Genomic DNA, 15,194 nt, shown 5'->3' on the forward strand with positions numbered 1-15,194 from the left:
GGCGGGTCAGAACGGGCCGGTCAGGTGACGCGGAGCAGCTTCGTACCGAACGACGGCTCGGCGAGGTCCTCGCCCAGCGCGACCGGGACCTTCACCTGTCCCGGGCCCTGACCAACGGTGAGGGTGCCGATCTCGGTGCCCGCGTCCTGCGTGTGCGGCAGCTTCTTGCCGCCGTCCGTCAGGTCCAGGTTCACCGTCAGGCCGGGCCAGCCCACCGCGGTCACGTCCTTGACCGCGACGACCGGCGTCTTGCCGCCGAGACCGTCGTCCACCTCGCCGACCACGTCGCCCTTCTTGACCACCTTGTGCGCCTGAAGGGTGTCCTGCGCCTTGAGGATCAGCTTCTTGCTGGCGTCCAGGGCGCCGGTCAGGATCGAGTTGTCGCGCTCGGCCGGCGGCTGCGAGAGCACCGCGCCGATGATCAGCTGCGTGGTGCCGCCGATCTTCTTCTCGGCCGCGAAGACCAGGTTGCCGCCGGCCTTCGTGGTGGTGCCGGTCTTGATGCCCACCACGCCGTTGAACGGCACCAGGTGGTTCCAGTTGCCGTGCACGTCGCCGCGGCTGTCCTCGTAGTTCGGCATCTTGACGACCTCCCGGAAGACCGGGTCGTCCATCGCCTTCTTGGCCAGCTTCACCTGGTCGACGGCGGTGCTGACGGTGGTCGCGTTCAGACCGCTGGGGTCGGTGTACGTGGTGTTCTTCATCCCCAGGTCCTTGGCGGCCTCGTTCATCTTCGTGACGAACGCGGCCTCCGACCCGGCGTCCCAGCGGGCGAGGAGCCGCGCGATGTTGTTCGCGGAAGCGATCATGATGCTCTCGATCGCCTCCCGCTGGGTGATCTGCGCACCCTCGTCCACCTTGACGACGGACTCGCCGTCCGCGTCCTTCCCGGCGTCGGCCGCCGCCTTAGCGTCGATCTTGATCTTGGGCCCGTCGGTGCCCGCCTTCATCGGGTGATCCCGCATGATCACGTACGCGGTCATCACCTTCGCCACGCTCGCTATCGGAGCGGGCTTCTGCTCCCCGTACGCGCCCAGGCTGCCGAGCCCCTCGACGTCCACGACGGCCTGCCCCTTGCTGGGCCACGGCATCGTCGGCTTGGCGCCGTCGAAGGAGAAGGAACTGTTCGCGGTGAGCTTCAGCTCGGGCGTCGGCAGCGGGCGCAGCGACTGCGCGACCCCGAAGAGGATCGCGAGGACCAGCACCACCGGCGTCCAGATCTTCACCCGGCGCACGATGGTCCGGGTCAGCGTCGGCTTGGGCGGCGGCGTGTTGGTGAGCTGCGCCAACAGGTCGAGCGGCGCCGGCGGACCGGCGGGCCGCTCGGACTCACCGGTCGCCGTGGCGCCGGTGGCCGCGCCGGCCGGCAGGTCCAGCACGGGCTGCTGCGCCGTGCGCTCGGTCACGGGCGGGGCCCCCGCGCCGGCCGCGGCGGCGGGCCGCGCGCCGGCCGCCGGCTTCGCCGGCCGCTCGTCGGCGGACTTCAGCGGCACGAACTGGCTGGTCCGCTCGGCACTCGCCGGCTCCTGGCCTCGTCCCGCGCCCTTGCCCTTGCCGCCCGCCGTGGCGCCGGCGTCGCGCGGCAGATCGGAGGGGCGCAGCGCCTTGAACGCGGTCGTCGGACGGTCGACGGCGTCACCCGCCGGGCCCACCCCCTTGGCCTTGTCCGCGCCCTTGGCCTTGGCCTCGTCCGCGGCGTCGTTCTTGCCCTCGGCCTTGTCCTTGCCCTTGGCCTTGTCCTCGCCCTTGCTCTCGGCCTTGCCGGGGCGGGCGCCGGCGCGCTCGCCGGCCGGCCCGTCGCCGGCTTCCCTGGGGCGGAGGGTGCCGAATACGGAGGTGGGGGTGTCCACCGAAGCGGCGGCCCGGCCGGTGGCATCGGTACGGCCGGTCCCGTCAGCCCCGTCGGACCCGTTGGCCTTGGCGCTGCCGTCCTTGCCGTCCTTGCCGTTCTTGCCGCCGTCGCTCGTGCCGCCAGCGGCCTCGCTGTCGCTGGCCGTGGTCCCGCTGCCCTTGCCGCCGCCGCCCTTGCCGTCGCTGGGCTTGGTCCCGGTGCCGCCGTCGCTCGCGCCGTCGCGGGCCGCGCGGGCCGCCGCGGCGCCGTGCACCGCGCCGAACACGGCCGTGGCACGGTCGGCGGGCGTCCCGGGGACGCCGCCGGAGCCGGATGCGGAACCCGATACGGAATCGTCGTCGGACGCGGAGGACGACGCGTCGGCCGCCGAGCCGCTCGCGGCGGCTCCCGCCCCGGCCGGGGTCGCCGACGCGCCGCCCTTGCCCTTGTCGCCGCCCTTGCCCTTGCCGCGCTCGGCGGTGCCGGCCCCACCTGCGGAGGCGGCGGAGTCGGTACGGGTGCCGCCGTCGGACCGGCCGTCACCTGGCGCTTCCTCCCGGTCGTCGGGACCCGCCTTGGCCACCCAGGCGGCGACGGCGGCCCGCAGCCGAGCGTCGCCGACCGGCGCGGCCGGCTCGTCGCCCGCACCGGAGGATGCCGACGCGTCGGCGTCGTCCGCCTGAGCATCCGACGCCGAGGAAGCGGCCGACGCGGAGTCGGAGGTGCTGGAAACGGAAGCGGCGGCGGAACCGCCGTCCGACCCCTCGTCCCCTTCTCCGTCCACATCGGCGTCCGCGTCCGTGGCGCCGTCGCCGGCGGGCGCCGCGTCCGTCGCGGACCGGTCGGCGCCGGGCCGCGTCGGCAGCGGGCCGGTGCGCAGCACGGTGGTCACCCGGTCCTCACCGTCGGCGGCCGAGCCCGAGCCCGCCGTGCCGTCGTCGCCCGCCTCGTCCCGCGCGCCGTCGGCGCCCTCGTCCGCCGCGTCCGATTCGCTGTCGCGAACGTTGGCCGGGCCGCCGGAGCCGGCGGCCCCGGCCTTGGCCCTGCCCGTGTTCCCGCGCGGGTCGCTCGACGTGTCGGGTTCGCCCGACGCCTGGCCGGGGGTGCGACGTATCGCTGTGAAGACGGCCGTCGCCTGGTCGCCGGACCGCTCGCGGCCCGCGGGCTCGCGCTGATCGGATTCCGGTTCCGCGTCCGCCCGGGCCCCGGTCGCGCCGCCGCGGCGCGCCGGAACGCCGGAGGCGCCGCGCTCGGCGCCGTCGCCGCCGGACCGACGCTCGGGCCCACCCGAGCGCTCCGAGGCGCCCGAGGAGGGCGTGGAGGCCCCGCCAGGCGCCTCCGCGCGGCCGTTCACGCCCGGCGCCCTGGCGGCCGTCCGTGCGGCGCCCTCGCGCGCCGGAGCGGAGCCCGGAGTCTCCTCCGCTTCGCGCCGGTCGGTGAGCCGCGGGTCACGTTCGCCCCTGATGGTCTCCCCCGATGACTTTCGCTGCTCTGACCTGTCGGGGGACTCGCCCGCCACCGATGCCTCCTCGAAATACGTTGCGCGGGACGCACCACTGCCCGTGGCACCGCGCCCCGCCGCCCAACCGTCTGTCCAGTGTCCTGTGTCGCCGCGGCGCGCCAGCACGGCCGCTCCGCCAAGGGGCGTCGCCCACCTGCTAGACGAGAACGACATACCTACCGGTTCCCGCTCGAAGTGCCCACGCGCTCTCGACAGACCAATGTGAGAGGGGTCACCCTGTCATTCATCCACGCGGGGAGGCATGGATGGGCAGGAGCCGCAGAACAATTCCGGAGGAGCTTCTGCTGCTCGCTTTGGACCCGGCCACGGGCACCACAGCGCAGCCGCAGTCGCTTGACCTCGGCCTTGCCGGGGCCCAGCTAGTAGAGCTGGCTCTGGCAGGACGGATAGCCCCAGATGGGGATCGTATAGCCGTGGTGCTACCACGGCCGACCGGAGATCCGACGTTGGACTCCGCGCTCGAACTGCTGCGCCGACGCGGCAGTCCGGTGCGCGCCGTCCACTGGATCGGCGGGCCCCGACTGGGGCTGCGCCAGACGTATCTCACGCACCTGGAGCGGTGCGGCATGGTGCATGCCGTGGCGGGTCAGATGTGTGGGGTGCTGCCGACGACGCGCTACCAAGCGACGGAGACGGCGATCAGCCGGGAGATCAGGGCCCGACTCGATAACGCGATCCGCACCGGCGTACCGCCGGACCCGCGGACCGCGGCGCTTGCCGCCCTGGCCCACGCGGTCGGGCTCGGCAAGCACCTCTACCCGGGGAACGAGGGGCGTTCATCGCGCTCCCGGCTCCGGGACCTGATCAGGCACGACCCGATGGGCGGGCTCGTGGCGCACGCCGTGATGGACGTACAGAACGGCGTCGCCGCTCAGCCAAGGCGAGCACCGGCCACTGGCCGGCAGGTCGCCGGGGCCCGGCCGACGGCGGAGGCCGCGACGGGCGTTCCGGCGCAGTCGGCGTCCGCCAGCGGGAACATGGCCCGCGTCGGCGCTCGCTGACGAGGTCCGGCGTCACGCGCGAGGAAAAACCGTTTCATCGATGTGCTGCCGCGCAGGACGCTGCCCGGCCGGCACATCGCCAGCCGACGCGCTGCCGGCCGACCCACCGCCCCACGGCGTCCCCTCGGCCGGCATGACGCCACGCACCATGGGCCCAGCCCAGCACCACCAGCAACATCAGGCACCACCAGCAACATTCAGCCAGCACCACGAACAACCAGAGCACCACGAGCACCGCTTCCGAGCGGTGCTTCGCGCAGGGCCGTACGACCCGCGGTGCCGAGCAGACGCTCGGCACCGCTCGCACCATCTGCACGACATCTCCACCCGTGCCGCGCGGTACGGGCGACGCCACCGGCGTCGTCCCGGCACCGCACGGCACTTGGGTGCCTCTGGCACCACCGGCACCACACCAGCACCGCCCGGGCGGCATGCCGAGCACGCTTCGCCGGGGCGCACCCCGCCGCGGTCCACTGACCGGTTCGGGAGCCGCTGAAAGCGCGCGGGGTGGGGGGACGGTCACCGTGACGTACGGCCGTTCCGCCGCCCCGCGCGCCCGCCCGCGCGCCGGCGGACCGCCCGCGCATCGCCGAACGTGGCCGCATCAAGACCCTCTGTGTGCATTTTCCAGCGCCGCCCCGATCAGTGATGGCAGGCTGCTGAACGGCAGTGGTCTCCGCACGTACGGAGACGGTCCCAGCAACGGGCAGCAGAGTGAACCCGGAGGTGCACTTCCCGTGACATCCAGTGTGGGCCCCACGGTCAGGCGACGCCGGTTGGGCCAGGAACTGCGCAGGCTCCGCCAGGAGAAGGGCATGACGGCGGAGGAGGTGGCCGAGGAGCTGATGGTCTCCCAGTCGAAGATCAGCCGACTGGAGAACGGCCGCCGCAGCATCAGCCAGCGCGACGTGCGCGACCTGTGCCGCACGTACCGGGTCGAGGACAAGCGCCTGGTCGAGTCGCTGATGCAAATGGCCAAGGACTCGCGTCAGCAGGGCTGGTGGAACGCGTTCGGCGACGTCCCGTACAGCGTCTACATCGGCTTCGAGAACGACGCGGCCTCGCTGCGCGTCTTCGAGTCCCAGGTGGTTCCGGGGCTGCTCCAGACCCCGCAGTACGCCGAGGCGGTCATCGGCGGGGCGATTCCGGAGGGCACGGCGGAGCAACTCGCGCAGCGGGTCCAGGTACGCATGCGCCGGCAGGAGCGGATCACCGACCCGCTCAGCCCGCTGCGCCTGTGGGCGGTGGTGGACGAGTCGGCGCTGCGCCGCCTGGTGGGCAACTCGCGCGTCATGGCGGAACAGTTGGAGTACCTGATTCGCATGAGCCACGAGCCGCACGTGACCGTGCAGGCGCTGCCGTTCGACCTGGGCTCGCACCCGGGCATGAGCGGCCAGTTCTCCATTCTGGAATTCTCCGACGAGTCCGACACCAGCGTGGTCTACCTGGAGGGCGTCACCAGCGACCTGTATCTGGAGAAGCTTTCCGACGTGCAGAGCTACAGCATGATGTACGAGCACCTGCGGGCCCAGGCGCTCAATGTGGACCAGACCCGCGAGTTCATCGCGAAGGTCGCCCAGGAGCACGCGCGAAACCACGAATCCGGGAAGTAGACCGCCGCGCCCGACGTCCTTTTCGGTACGCGTTGGATACGGCATTCCCCGTCGGCCCGCCAACCGGCCCCGCCCGGCGACCCACACGCGGGTCCGCCGCCGCTCGCGGCCCAAGCGCGGGCCGAACTCCGTTCTACGCGGGTCACGTTGAGCCTTCACGCCTCCGGCGCTCCGACGCGGGGAGGGAGGCTACACCGTCGCGCCCCACGCGTGGAAGGGCGCCAGGGAATGTGCCATCCGGTCGAGTGAACGCCCCATTCCCCTGGCAGGGGAGGCGAGTAGCGTCGAGCGCGTCGCCCGAATGGTGGCGAGAACCATCCGGCAAACACATCGGAGTAAACATGGCTATTCGACGCGGGGAAACCCACGCCTGGCAGAAGTCCACGCACTCCGGAGGCAACGGCGCGTGCGTGGAAGTGGCGTCCCCGGCCACCGAGATTATCGCGGTGCGCGACTCCAAGGACCCGAGCGGCCCCTCCCTGGCGTTCTCCCCGGAGTCGTGGAACAGCTTTATCGCGGGCGTCAACCACGGCGCTTTCAAGGGCGCTTGATCCACCGGCCGCCCGCGCCACAGAGCAGTTCCCGGCAGCGCCCACCCGGCCGCGTCGAGCGGTCAGTGCGCTGACCACGCCAGGAACCGTCCCGGTCCGTTCCACAGCTCTCCTGACCGGTTCGGCTCCACCACGATCCCCACGAGCCGCTACGAGACCGTGTGAGCCGCAGCTCGCCGCGGGGGATCGTCGCACCAGCCGCACCATCCGAGATCCGCGCCTGTGACCTCGGAGTTCTTCTGTACGGCGGCGACGCGTCGCACTCGCTGACGCGCCGTCGACACGAGCCCTCTCGACCGGTCGCCGTCCCTGCCGAGGGGGCTCGCCGCCGTCCACCACCCCCTGCCACCCGTCACCGCCGGGAGGGGCGACCCCACATCGCCTCTCCCCGGCAGCCGTTCGCCCCCCGCGTCGCCCGCTGCCGCGCCGCCTCCCCGCCCCGCGCCACCGAAGCCGGCACCGAACGGCACCGCCGCGCCACCACTGCCGAGCCCCGCTGCCGAGTTCCACCGCCGCACACCGCTGCCGACAACCGGCAGCCATGCACCCAGATACCAGCCCATATGCGCACATGGGCGTGCGCACCGATATGCGCACGGGCGTGCACGCAGATGGTTGACCTGGCCATCTACTCCGTAGACTGCACCCGGGAGACAAGGAGCAGTCGATGCGCGCCAACACCCCCAGCCTCGCCGCCCGGGTCGGCACGGTCGCCGGTTCGCCGGTGCGGGAGATCCTGCGACTCACCGCCCGGCCGGAGGTCATCTCGTTCGCGGGTGGCCTGCCCGCGCCGGAACTCTTCGACACCGACGGCATCGCCGCCGCCTTCCGTCGCGTACTCGACGAGGAGCCGCGGCGCGCGCTGCAGTACTCCACCACCGAGGGCGACCCCGGACTGCGCGCGGCGGCTGCCGGGCGGCTGACGGCGCGCGGCCTGCCGACCGACCCCGCCGACCTGTTGATCACCACCGGCTCGCAACAGGCCCTGACGCTGGTCGCCAGCGCCCTGCTCGACCCCGGCGACGTGGTCCTGGTGGAGGAGCCGTGCTACCTCGCGGCGCTCCAGTGCTTCGGGCTCGCCGGGGCGCGGGTCGTCGCGGTCCCTGGGGACGAGGAGGGCCTGGACCCGGCGGCCGTGGAGGCGGCCGTCGTACGGGAGCGGCCGAAGCTGCTCTACACCGTGCCCACCTTCCAGAACCCCACCGGCCGCACCCTGAGTGCCGCCCGGCGCCGGGCCATCGCCGAGGTCGCGGCGCGGCGCGGGCTGTGGGTGGTCGAGGACGACCCGTACGGCGAACTGCGCTTCGAGGGCGAGCCGGTGCCGTGGATCGCCGCCTTCGCGCAGGACGCGGGCGCCACCGACCGCACGGCGCTGATCAGCAGCTACTCCAAGATCATGGCACCCGGGTTGCGCCTTGGCCTGCTGCGCGCGCCGGCGCCGCTGCTGCGCGCCTGCAACGTGGCCAAGCAGGCGGCCGACCTGCACACGCCGACCGTCAACCAACTCGCCGCCGCCCGCTACCTCGCCGACAACGACCTCGACGCGCACCTCGCCCGGGTCCGCGGCGCCTACCGCGAGCGTCGGGACGCGCTGATCGCCGGGCTGCCGGAGGCGCTCCCCGCCGGCTCGCGGTGGAACCGGCCGCAGGGCGGCATGTTCGTCTGGGCCTCACTGCCCGCCGGTTGGAACGCCACCGAGGCGCTGCGCGAGGTGGTCGCGCACGACGTGGCGTACGTGCCGGGCGCCCCGTTCTACCCGGGCGAGCCCGACCCGACCACGCTGCGGCTCTCGTTCGTGACGCACACCCCGGACGAGATAGCCGACGGCCTGAAGCGCCTGGCCAAGGGCCTGCGGTAGCGCGCTCGCGCGCGGCGCCTCCCCGTCACAGGGGGCTCGCCCGCCCCCCATCCACTGGGCTCGCGCGCCCTCACCCACGGGGCTCGCGCGCCGCTCAACCCCGTGGGTAGCGGGCCAGCCAGGCGGGGGACGACTTGGCCGGGGTGTGCAGGGCGGGGCCCTGGGTCATCTCCATGGCGAAGTCGTCGGCCAGTTCCAGGATCGTGCCGCGACCCTCCAACTCGGCCAGCCAGCCGGGCGGCAGGGCCGTCTCGCCGTGCAGGGCGCCGAGCAGGTTGCCGCAGATGGAGCCGGTGGAGTCGCTGTCGCCGCCGTGGTTGACCGCGAGCAGCAGGCCGTGCCGGATGTCCTCGGCGACCAGCGCGCAGTACACGCCCATCGCCAGCGCCTCCTCGGCCGTCCACCCCTCCCCCAACGACTCGACCCGCTCGGCCGTCGGCAACCCCTGACGTACGGCGCCGAGCGCGTGCTTGAGCGCGTCGGAGGTCTCCTCGTGACCGGGCCGGGTGGCGAGCATGGCGAGCGAGCGCTGTACGGCGCCGTCCAGCGCCTCGCCGCGCGCGAGGCCGTGCACGATGAGGGCGAACGCGCCCGCCGAGAGGTAGCCGGTCGGGTGGCCGTGGCTCTGCGCGGCGCACTCGATGGCCAGTTGGAAGACGAGTTGCGGCTCCCAGCCGACGAGCAGCCCGAACGGCGCGGAGCGCATCACCGCGCCGCACCCCTTGGAGTCGGGGTTCTTCGGCGCGTCCAGGGTGCCCATCGGGCCGTCGGCCAGGCCGGACAGGCAGGCCCGGCCGGGGGCGCGCTGCGCGTACAGCCACTCCTCGCGGGCGAGCCAGCCGTCGTTGTGGTTGCGCTCGTCGGGTCCCCAGTCGTGCTGTGTGGCGTACCAGCGGCGGTGGGCCGCGTACACGTCGGTGGGTGGGTGCCAGGCGCCGGTGTCGCGTCTGACCTGGGCGCGGATCAACCCGTCCACGGTGAACAGCGTCATCTGGGTGTCGTCGGTGACGCTGCCCCGCCGCCCGTAGGCCGGGACGAAGTCCGTGACGCCGTCGGGCCCGTGCGCCTCGCGGATGGCGGCCAGCGAGTCGAACTCGATGCCGGCGCCCAGGGCATCGCCGATCGCGCCGCCGAGCAGACAACCGCGGACCCGACTACGGAAGTCCTGCTGCTCGGCGCGGCCCCACATCGCGGACGCCGCACGGGCAGATGCGGTCACGACCTCGCCCCTTTCAGTTCGTTTCTATGGCTCTTCGCGCAGCACCCAAACTGGTTCAGCACTGTAATGGACCATGAATGATCGCTTCCGGCCCGTCGCCGAATGTGAACCACATCATCGCGACGCCCCGCGCGGAGCACCACACCCCCTCGCCGTAGCCGCCGAACCGACCGCCGCGGCCCGCCTTCGCCCACATCGAACCACCCGCCCGCCGAGCGCCCCCCGGACGGTGCGCGGCCCCGCGCCGCGCCGCGCCGGCCCGTACCGGGGCGCGTCCGGCCATTCGGGCACCTGTCCGAGAGGCGAGCAGCGCGGCCCGTCGCACCACGCCGGGCCACCTAGCATCGCCCCGTGCGGCGCGCGGCCGGGAACGTCGCGCACCGGGGGAACGCACGGGCAGGGGGAGTCCATGAGGGTGGGCGGGTTGGCGGTCGCGCTGGTGTTGGTCGCGTCCGTACTGGCGGGTTGCGGTGAGAGCGGGCGCGCGCAGCGATCACAGGGGGCGCACGACAGGACCGAGCCGTCCGCGGAGGCGCGCGAGCCCACCGGCGGGGCGACCCGTGAGCCCGCCGCCGGCGACTGGTGGCGCCCCCGGCCGGGCGCCGCGGCCGACTGGGACTGGCAGATCAGCGAGCCGTACGACCTGTCGGCGCCCCGGCAGATGTACGACCTCGACCTGTTCGACCTCGCGCCCGCCGGGTCCGAACTGCGCTACCCGGGCGGCGAGGTCATCCCCGTACCGGCCGGCGCGCTCGCCGGGAAGATCGCCACCCTGCACGCCCGCACGCCGCGCCCGATCGTCATCTGCTACGTCGACACCGGCGCGTACGAGGACTACCGGCCCGACGCCCACCGTTTCCCCGGCCACCGCGCCGCCGCCGAGGGCGGGCCGCCGAACCGGCCGCGGCAGCCCGCCTCGGGTTCCGTGATCGGCTGGGACACCGGGTGGGAGGGCGAGCGGTGGCTGGACATCCGGCGGTCGCGGCGGCACCTGTTCGCCGACGCCGTCTGGGCCCGGTTCGACCTCGCCCGGCGGATGGGGTGCGACGGCGTGGAGCCCGACCAGAACAATCCGGTCGACAACGACCCCGGGTTCCCGATCACGCTGGAGGACCAGCTCTCCTGGTACCGCGAGGTCGCCGAACAGGCCCACCGGCGTGGCCTGTCCGTGGGCCTGAAGAACGGCCACGACCAGCCGGGCTCGGCCGCCCGGCTGGTCGACGCCTTCGACTGGGCGCTACCCGAGGAGTGCGCGCAGTTCGACGAGTGCGACGAGCTGTCGCCGTTCATCAAGGAGGGCAAGGCCGTCTTCGCCGTGGACTACGCGGGCTCGGTGCGGGCCGGCCCGGCCTGCCGCCAGCACCGCTCCCGCGGCTTCGACGGCCTCATCAAGGACGAGCCCCCCACCGGCGCCCACCGCGTGCCCTGTCGGTCCTGAGCCGACGGGTTGGCGGGGTGGCGGGTCGGCGGGGTGGCGGGTGAGCGGGATGGCGGGCTGGCGGGTCGGCGGGCTGGCGGGTGAGCGGGCTGGTCAACACCCGCCCGCCCACACCCCCTACTCGCACCCACACCTGCACTCGCGCCACCGCCCCCGCCCGGTCAACTCCGGACGCGCTCCACCGGAATCCACAGCTCCGCCTCGGCCCGCGTCCCGTCCTCCGACAGGTGGGTCCGCAGGATCTCGGGCCCCGGCCTGCTCTGGTACGGGTTGGACGGGAACCACTGGGTGAACACGTCCCGCCACAGGTGCTGGAGCGTCAGCGGGAACGGGCCCTCGCTGTCGAACACGGCCCAGGTGCCGGCCGGCACCTCCAACACGTCCAGGTCAGCGGGGGCGTCGGCCCCGGTCACGGCGGCGTGGTAGTAGTCCAGTTCCGTCCCCTCGGCCCGGCTCGGGTCGAGGTTGTGGCTGACCCCGACCACGCCGCGCGGCTCCTGGTCGGACAGGGCGGTGATACGCCCCAGCGTCTCCTGGTCGATGCCGCGGATGAACTCCGCGATCGCCGGGTTCACGCCCTCGTGGACGAGCGGCACCCGGGCCTTCCTGCCCACGACGTGGAACCGCGCCTTCTCCACCACTCGGTATCGCATGCTGCTACTCCCTTCGACGGTGAGCCGGAAGGAGATCCGAGGCTGCGAACACAGCGGCGCGCCATCGCGCCGCGCCTCCCCCGGGCCCACGCCGTGCACGGCCCGGAAGGCCCGCGCGAACGCCTCCCCCGAGCCGTAGCCGTAGCGCACCGCGACCTCCAGGAGTGTCCGCTCGCCGGCGAGCACCTCGGCGCCCGCGACGGTCAGCCGCCTGCGCCGGACGTACTCCGACAGCGGCATCCCGGCCAGCGCGGAGAACAGCCGCCGGAAGTGGTACTCCGACGTCACCGCGATCCGCGCCAGGTCGGCCATCTCGATCCGCTGGTCGAGGTGCGCCTCGATGTGTTCCAGGGCCTGGTTCAGCCGGTCCAGCACCTCGGTCTCCTTCCCTTACGCCCACCACGCTAGGAAGGCCGCACCCCCACGGACCCGACTTCCCGTGCCCGGTTCGGTCGGGCTCGCCGGGTCCGTCGGGGCCGTCCGGTCCGCCTGGCCCGACTGGTCCGTCGGGAGGTTCACACCGCGCCGTCCCCCAGCACCGGCAGCAGCTCCGGCAGGTGGCCGTCCGACGCCAGCGCCGCGGCCTGCCGCTCCGCCGGGACCTGGCCGTACGTCGTCGTCCTGGGCCGCGCCGGGCGGCCCGCCGCCTCCGCTATGGCGACCAGGTCCTGGATGGAGCGGTACGAGCCGTAACCCGAGCCCGCCATCCGGGAGATGGTCTCCTCCATCAGCGTGCCCCCCAGGTCGTTGGCGCCCGAGCGCAACATCTCGGCCGCTCCCTCGGTGCCCAGCTTGACCCAGCTCGTCTGGATGTTGGGGATGTACGGGTGCAGCAGCAGCCGGGCCATCGCCGTGACCGCCCGGTTGTCGCGGGTGGTGGGGCCGGGGCGGGCGATGCCGGCCAGGTAGACCGGGGCGTTGGTGTGGATGAAGGGCAGGGTCACGAACTCCGTGAAGCCATCGACGCCCTTCTCCAGGGCGGCCCGCTGCATGCCGGCGAGCGTGCGGAAGTGGCCGAGCCAGTGCCGGGGCTGGTCCACGTGCCCGTACATCATCGTGGACGAGGAGCGCATGCCCAGCTCGTGCGCGGTGGAGACGACCTCGACCCAGGTGGCCGTGGGCAGCTTGCCCTTGGTGAGCACCCAGCGCACCTCGTCGTCGAGGATCTCGGCCGCCGTGCCCGGGATGGAGTCGAGCCCCGCCTCGCGCGCGGCGGTCAGCCACTCGCGGATGGACAGGCCGGTGCGCGAGGCGCCGTTGACGACCTCCATCGGCGAGAACGCGTGCACGTGCATGCCCGGCACGCGCTCCTTGACCGCCCGGGCGATGTCGAAGTAGGCGGTGCCCGGCAGGTCCGGGTGGATGCCGCCCTGCATGCAGACCTCCACCGCGCCCACCTCCCACGCCTGCTCGGCGCGGTCGGCGACCTGGGACAGGGAGAGGGTGTAGGCGTCGGCGTCCGTGCGGCGCTGGGCGAAGGCGCAGAAGCGGCAGCCGGTGTAGCAGACGTTGGTGAAGTTGATGTTGCGCGTGACGATGTACGTGACGTCGTCGCCGACCACCGAGCGGCGCAGGTCGTCCGCCACCCGGCACAGCGCGTCCAGCGCGTCCCCGTCCGCGTGCAGCAGCGTCAGCGCCTCGTCGTCGGTGAGCCGGGTCGGGTCGTCGGCGGCCACGGCCAGCGCCGCCCGCACGTCGCCGTCGATCCGCGAGGGCACCATGCCGGGCGCCGCCGCCTCGCGCAGCGCGTCCCAGTCGCCGTAGACGTGGTCGAAGTCGGCGCGCCGGTCGCCCGTACGGCCCTCGGTGTCGATGGTGCGGTGCAGTTCGGTGCGGCCCGTGCCGGTGGTGGGCAGCGCGAAGCCCTCGTCGGGCTCCTGCCACGGCAGCCCGGTGGGCAGGGCCTCGGCGCGGGCCAGGCCGGTCTCGGGGTCGGCGAGCGCGCCGACGTGCGGGAGCAGCCGGGGGTCGAGCCAGGGCTCGCCGCGCTGGACGAACTCCGGGTACACCGCGAGCCGTTCGCGCAGCTCGAAGCCGGCGGCGGCGCTGTGCTCGGCGAGCGCGTCGATCTGCGGCCAGGGGCGCTCGGGGTTGACGTGGTCGGGCGTGAGCGGCGAGACGCCGCCCCAGTCGTCGATGCCCGCGCCGATCAGCCGCGCGTACGCGCCACCGGCCGCCGGCTGTGTGACGTCGCCGTCCACCAGGTTGGGCGGGGCCTGGAGGTTCACGGACGGGCCGAGGATGTGCCGGGCGACGGCGACGGTGGCGACCAGGTCGTCCAGCTCCGCGTCCGGCGCGGTGCGCATCGCCGTGTCGGGCTTGGCGCGGAAGTTCTGGATGATGAGTTCCTGGATGCCGTGGTAGGCGCGGGCGACGCGGCGCAGCGCGAACAGCGACTCCGCGCGCTCCTCGGGCGTCTCGCCGATGCCGATCAGCAACCCGCTGGTGAACGGCACCGAACTGCGGCCCGCGTCCTCCAGGACCCGCAGCCGCACGGCCGGCTCCTTGTCGGGCGAGCCGTAGTGCGGCTGGCCCGGCTCGCTCCACAGCCGCTCGGCCGTGGTCTCCAGCATCATCCCCATGGACGGGGCGACCGGCTTGAGCCGCTGGAAGTCCGTCCAGGTCATGACCCCGGGGTTGAGGTGCGGCAGCAGCCCGGTCTCCTCCAGGACGCGGATGGCCATGGCGCGCACGTAGGAGATGGTGTCGTCGTACCCCTCGGCCTCCAGCCACTCGCGCGCCTCGGGCCAGCGGTCCTCGGGCTTGTCGCCGAGCGTGATCAGCGCTTCCTTGCAGCCCATCTCGGCGCCGCGGCGGGCGATGGCGAGCACCTCGTCCGGCGACATGTACATCCCGTGGCCGGCGCGGCGCAGCTTGCCCGGCACGGTGGCGAAGGTGCAGTAGTGGCACTTGTCCCGGCACAGCCGGGTGAGGGGGATGAAGACGCTGCGCGAGTACGTGATGACGCCGGGCCGGCCGGCGGCGGCCAGGCCCGCGTCGCGCACCCGCGCGGCGGACGCGCACAGGTCGTCCAGGTCGGCGCCGCGCGCCTGGAGCAGCACCGCGGCCTCGCCGACGTCGAGGGCCACGCCGTCGCGTGCCCGGCGCAGCGCGCGGCGCATGGCGTTGGCGGTGGGCGCGGCGGAGGGGACGGCCGGGGTGGGCGGGGTGGGCAGTGGGACGGCGGGGGTGGGCGAGGCAGCCGGGGCGGCGGGGGTGGGCGAGGCGGTTTCGACCGGCGGGGCCGTGGGGGCCGAAGTGGTCGGCGCGGGCGGCCCTTCGGGGGTCGCCGGCGGGTCGGCCGGGGGCGCCGTGCCCGCTGCCGGCCGCGGTACGGCCTGGTCAGCGGGGGTGTGATCGGGCGTGGCCGGGTGCGACTGCCGCGCCTGCCGCGACCGCTGCGGCTGTCGTTCGGGGTCCTGTCCCTCTGCGCTCGTCGTCATTCCTTGAGGATACGAGCGGCCCCTGACAGTGGCGCCGAAGATCGCTGCGGGCTATGTCACAGGTC

General features: G+C 73.7%; 9 protein-coding genes. 5 read left to right on the forward strand and 4 right to left on the reverse strand.

Going from position 1 to position 15,194, the window contains the following annotated elements; all coding sequences use genetic code 11:
* Window positions 1–20: 20 nt before the first annotated feature.
* Window positions 21–3,185, reverse strand: a complete 3,165-nt coding sequence (locus tag AC3CHW_RS12595) for a D-alanyl-D-alanine carboxypeptidase (RefSeq protein WP_488470509.1) — start codon at window positions 3,183–3,185, stop codon at window positions 21–23.
* A 413-nt stretch (window positions 3,186–3,598) separates the two neighbouring features.
* Here AC3CHW_RS12595 and AC3CHW_RS12600 point away from each other — a divergent pair, with 413 nt between their 5' ends.
* The 4 genes from AC3CHW_RS12600 to AC3CHW_RS12615 all read left to right on the forward strand — a co-directional run bounded on the left by AC3CHW_RS12600 (window position 3,599) and on the right by AC3CHW_RS12615 (window position 8,376).
* Window positions 3,599–4,354, forward strand: coding sequence for a GOLPH3/VPS74 family protein (locus tag AC3CHW_RS12600; protein WP_387591651.1), 756 nt, complete (start codon window positions 3,599–3,601; stop codon window positions 4,352–4,354).
* A gap of 737 nt (window positions 4,355–5,091) precedes the next feature.
* Window positions 5,092–5,967, forward strand: a complete 876-nt coding sequence (locus AC3CHW_RS12605) for a helix-turn-helix domain-containing protein (RefSeq protein ID WP_217196219.1) — start codon at window positions 5,092–5,094, stop codon at window positions 5,965–5,967.
* A 341-nt stretch (window positions 5,968–6,308) separates the two neighbouring features.
* A complete protein-coding gene (locus AC3CHW_RS12610; protein ID WP_488470510.1) occupies window positions 6,309–6,518 on the forward strand; it encodes a DUF397 domain-containing protein in 210 nt (69 codons plus the stop codon).
* 667 nt (window positions 6,519–7,185) lie between these two features.
* Window positions 7,186–8,376 carry an aminotransferase-like domain-containing protein gene (locus AC3CHW_RS12615; protein ID WP_488470511.1) on the forward strand — a complete coding sequence of 397 codons (1,191 nt, stop codon included), beginning with the start codon at window positions 7,186–7,188 and terminating at the stop codon, window positions 8,374–8,376.
* A 94-nt stretch (window positions 8,377–8,470) separates the two neighbouring features.
* Here the strand turns inward: AC3CHW_RS12615 and AC3CHW_RS12620 are convergent, their stop codons facing one another.
* On the reverse strand, window positions 8,471–9,565 hold the full coding sequence (locus AC3CHW_RS12620; protein ID WP_277324106.1) for an ADP-ribosylglycohydrolase family protein: 1,095 nt from the start codon (window positions 9,563–9,565) through the stop codon (window positions 8,471–8,473).
* Between the two features lie 439 nt (window positions 9,566–10,004).
* On the opposite strand from AC3CHW_RS12620, the gene AC3CHW_RS12625 reads away from it, so the two are divergent.
* Window positions 10,005–11,033: an endo alpha-1,4 polygalactosaminidase gene (locus tag AC3CHW_RS12625; protein ID WP_488470512.1), complete on the forward strand. Its 1,029-nt coding sequence runs from the start codon at window positions 10,005–10,007 to the stop codon at window positions 11,031–11,033.
* Between the two features lie 161 nt (window positions 11,034–11,194).
* Here the strand turns inward: AC3CHW_RS12625 and AC3CHW_RS12630 are convergent, their stop codons facing one another.
* Both AC3CHW_RS12630 and AC3CHW_RS12635 read right to left on the reverse strand, forming a co-directional pair.
* Window positions 11,195–12,061 (reverse strand): AraC family transcriptional regulator, encoded by an 867-nt coding sequence (locus AC3CHW_RS12630; protein ID WP_488470513.1) that lies wholly within the window; start codon window positions 12,059–12,061, stop codon window positions 11,195–11,197.
* Between the two features lie 140 nt (window positions 12,062–12,201).
* Entirely contained in the window at window positions 12,202–15,129 is a 2,928-nt protein-coding gene (locus AC3CHW_RS12635; RefSeq protein WP_488470514.1) for a bifunctional FO biosynthesis protein CofGH, read from the reverse strand.
* Between the last annotated feature and the right edge of the window lie 65 nt (window positions 15,130–15,194).

It is taken from the genome of Streptomyces sp. MGP-BFMKR1, assembly GCF_057766585.1.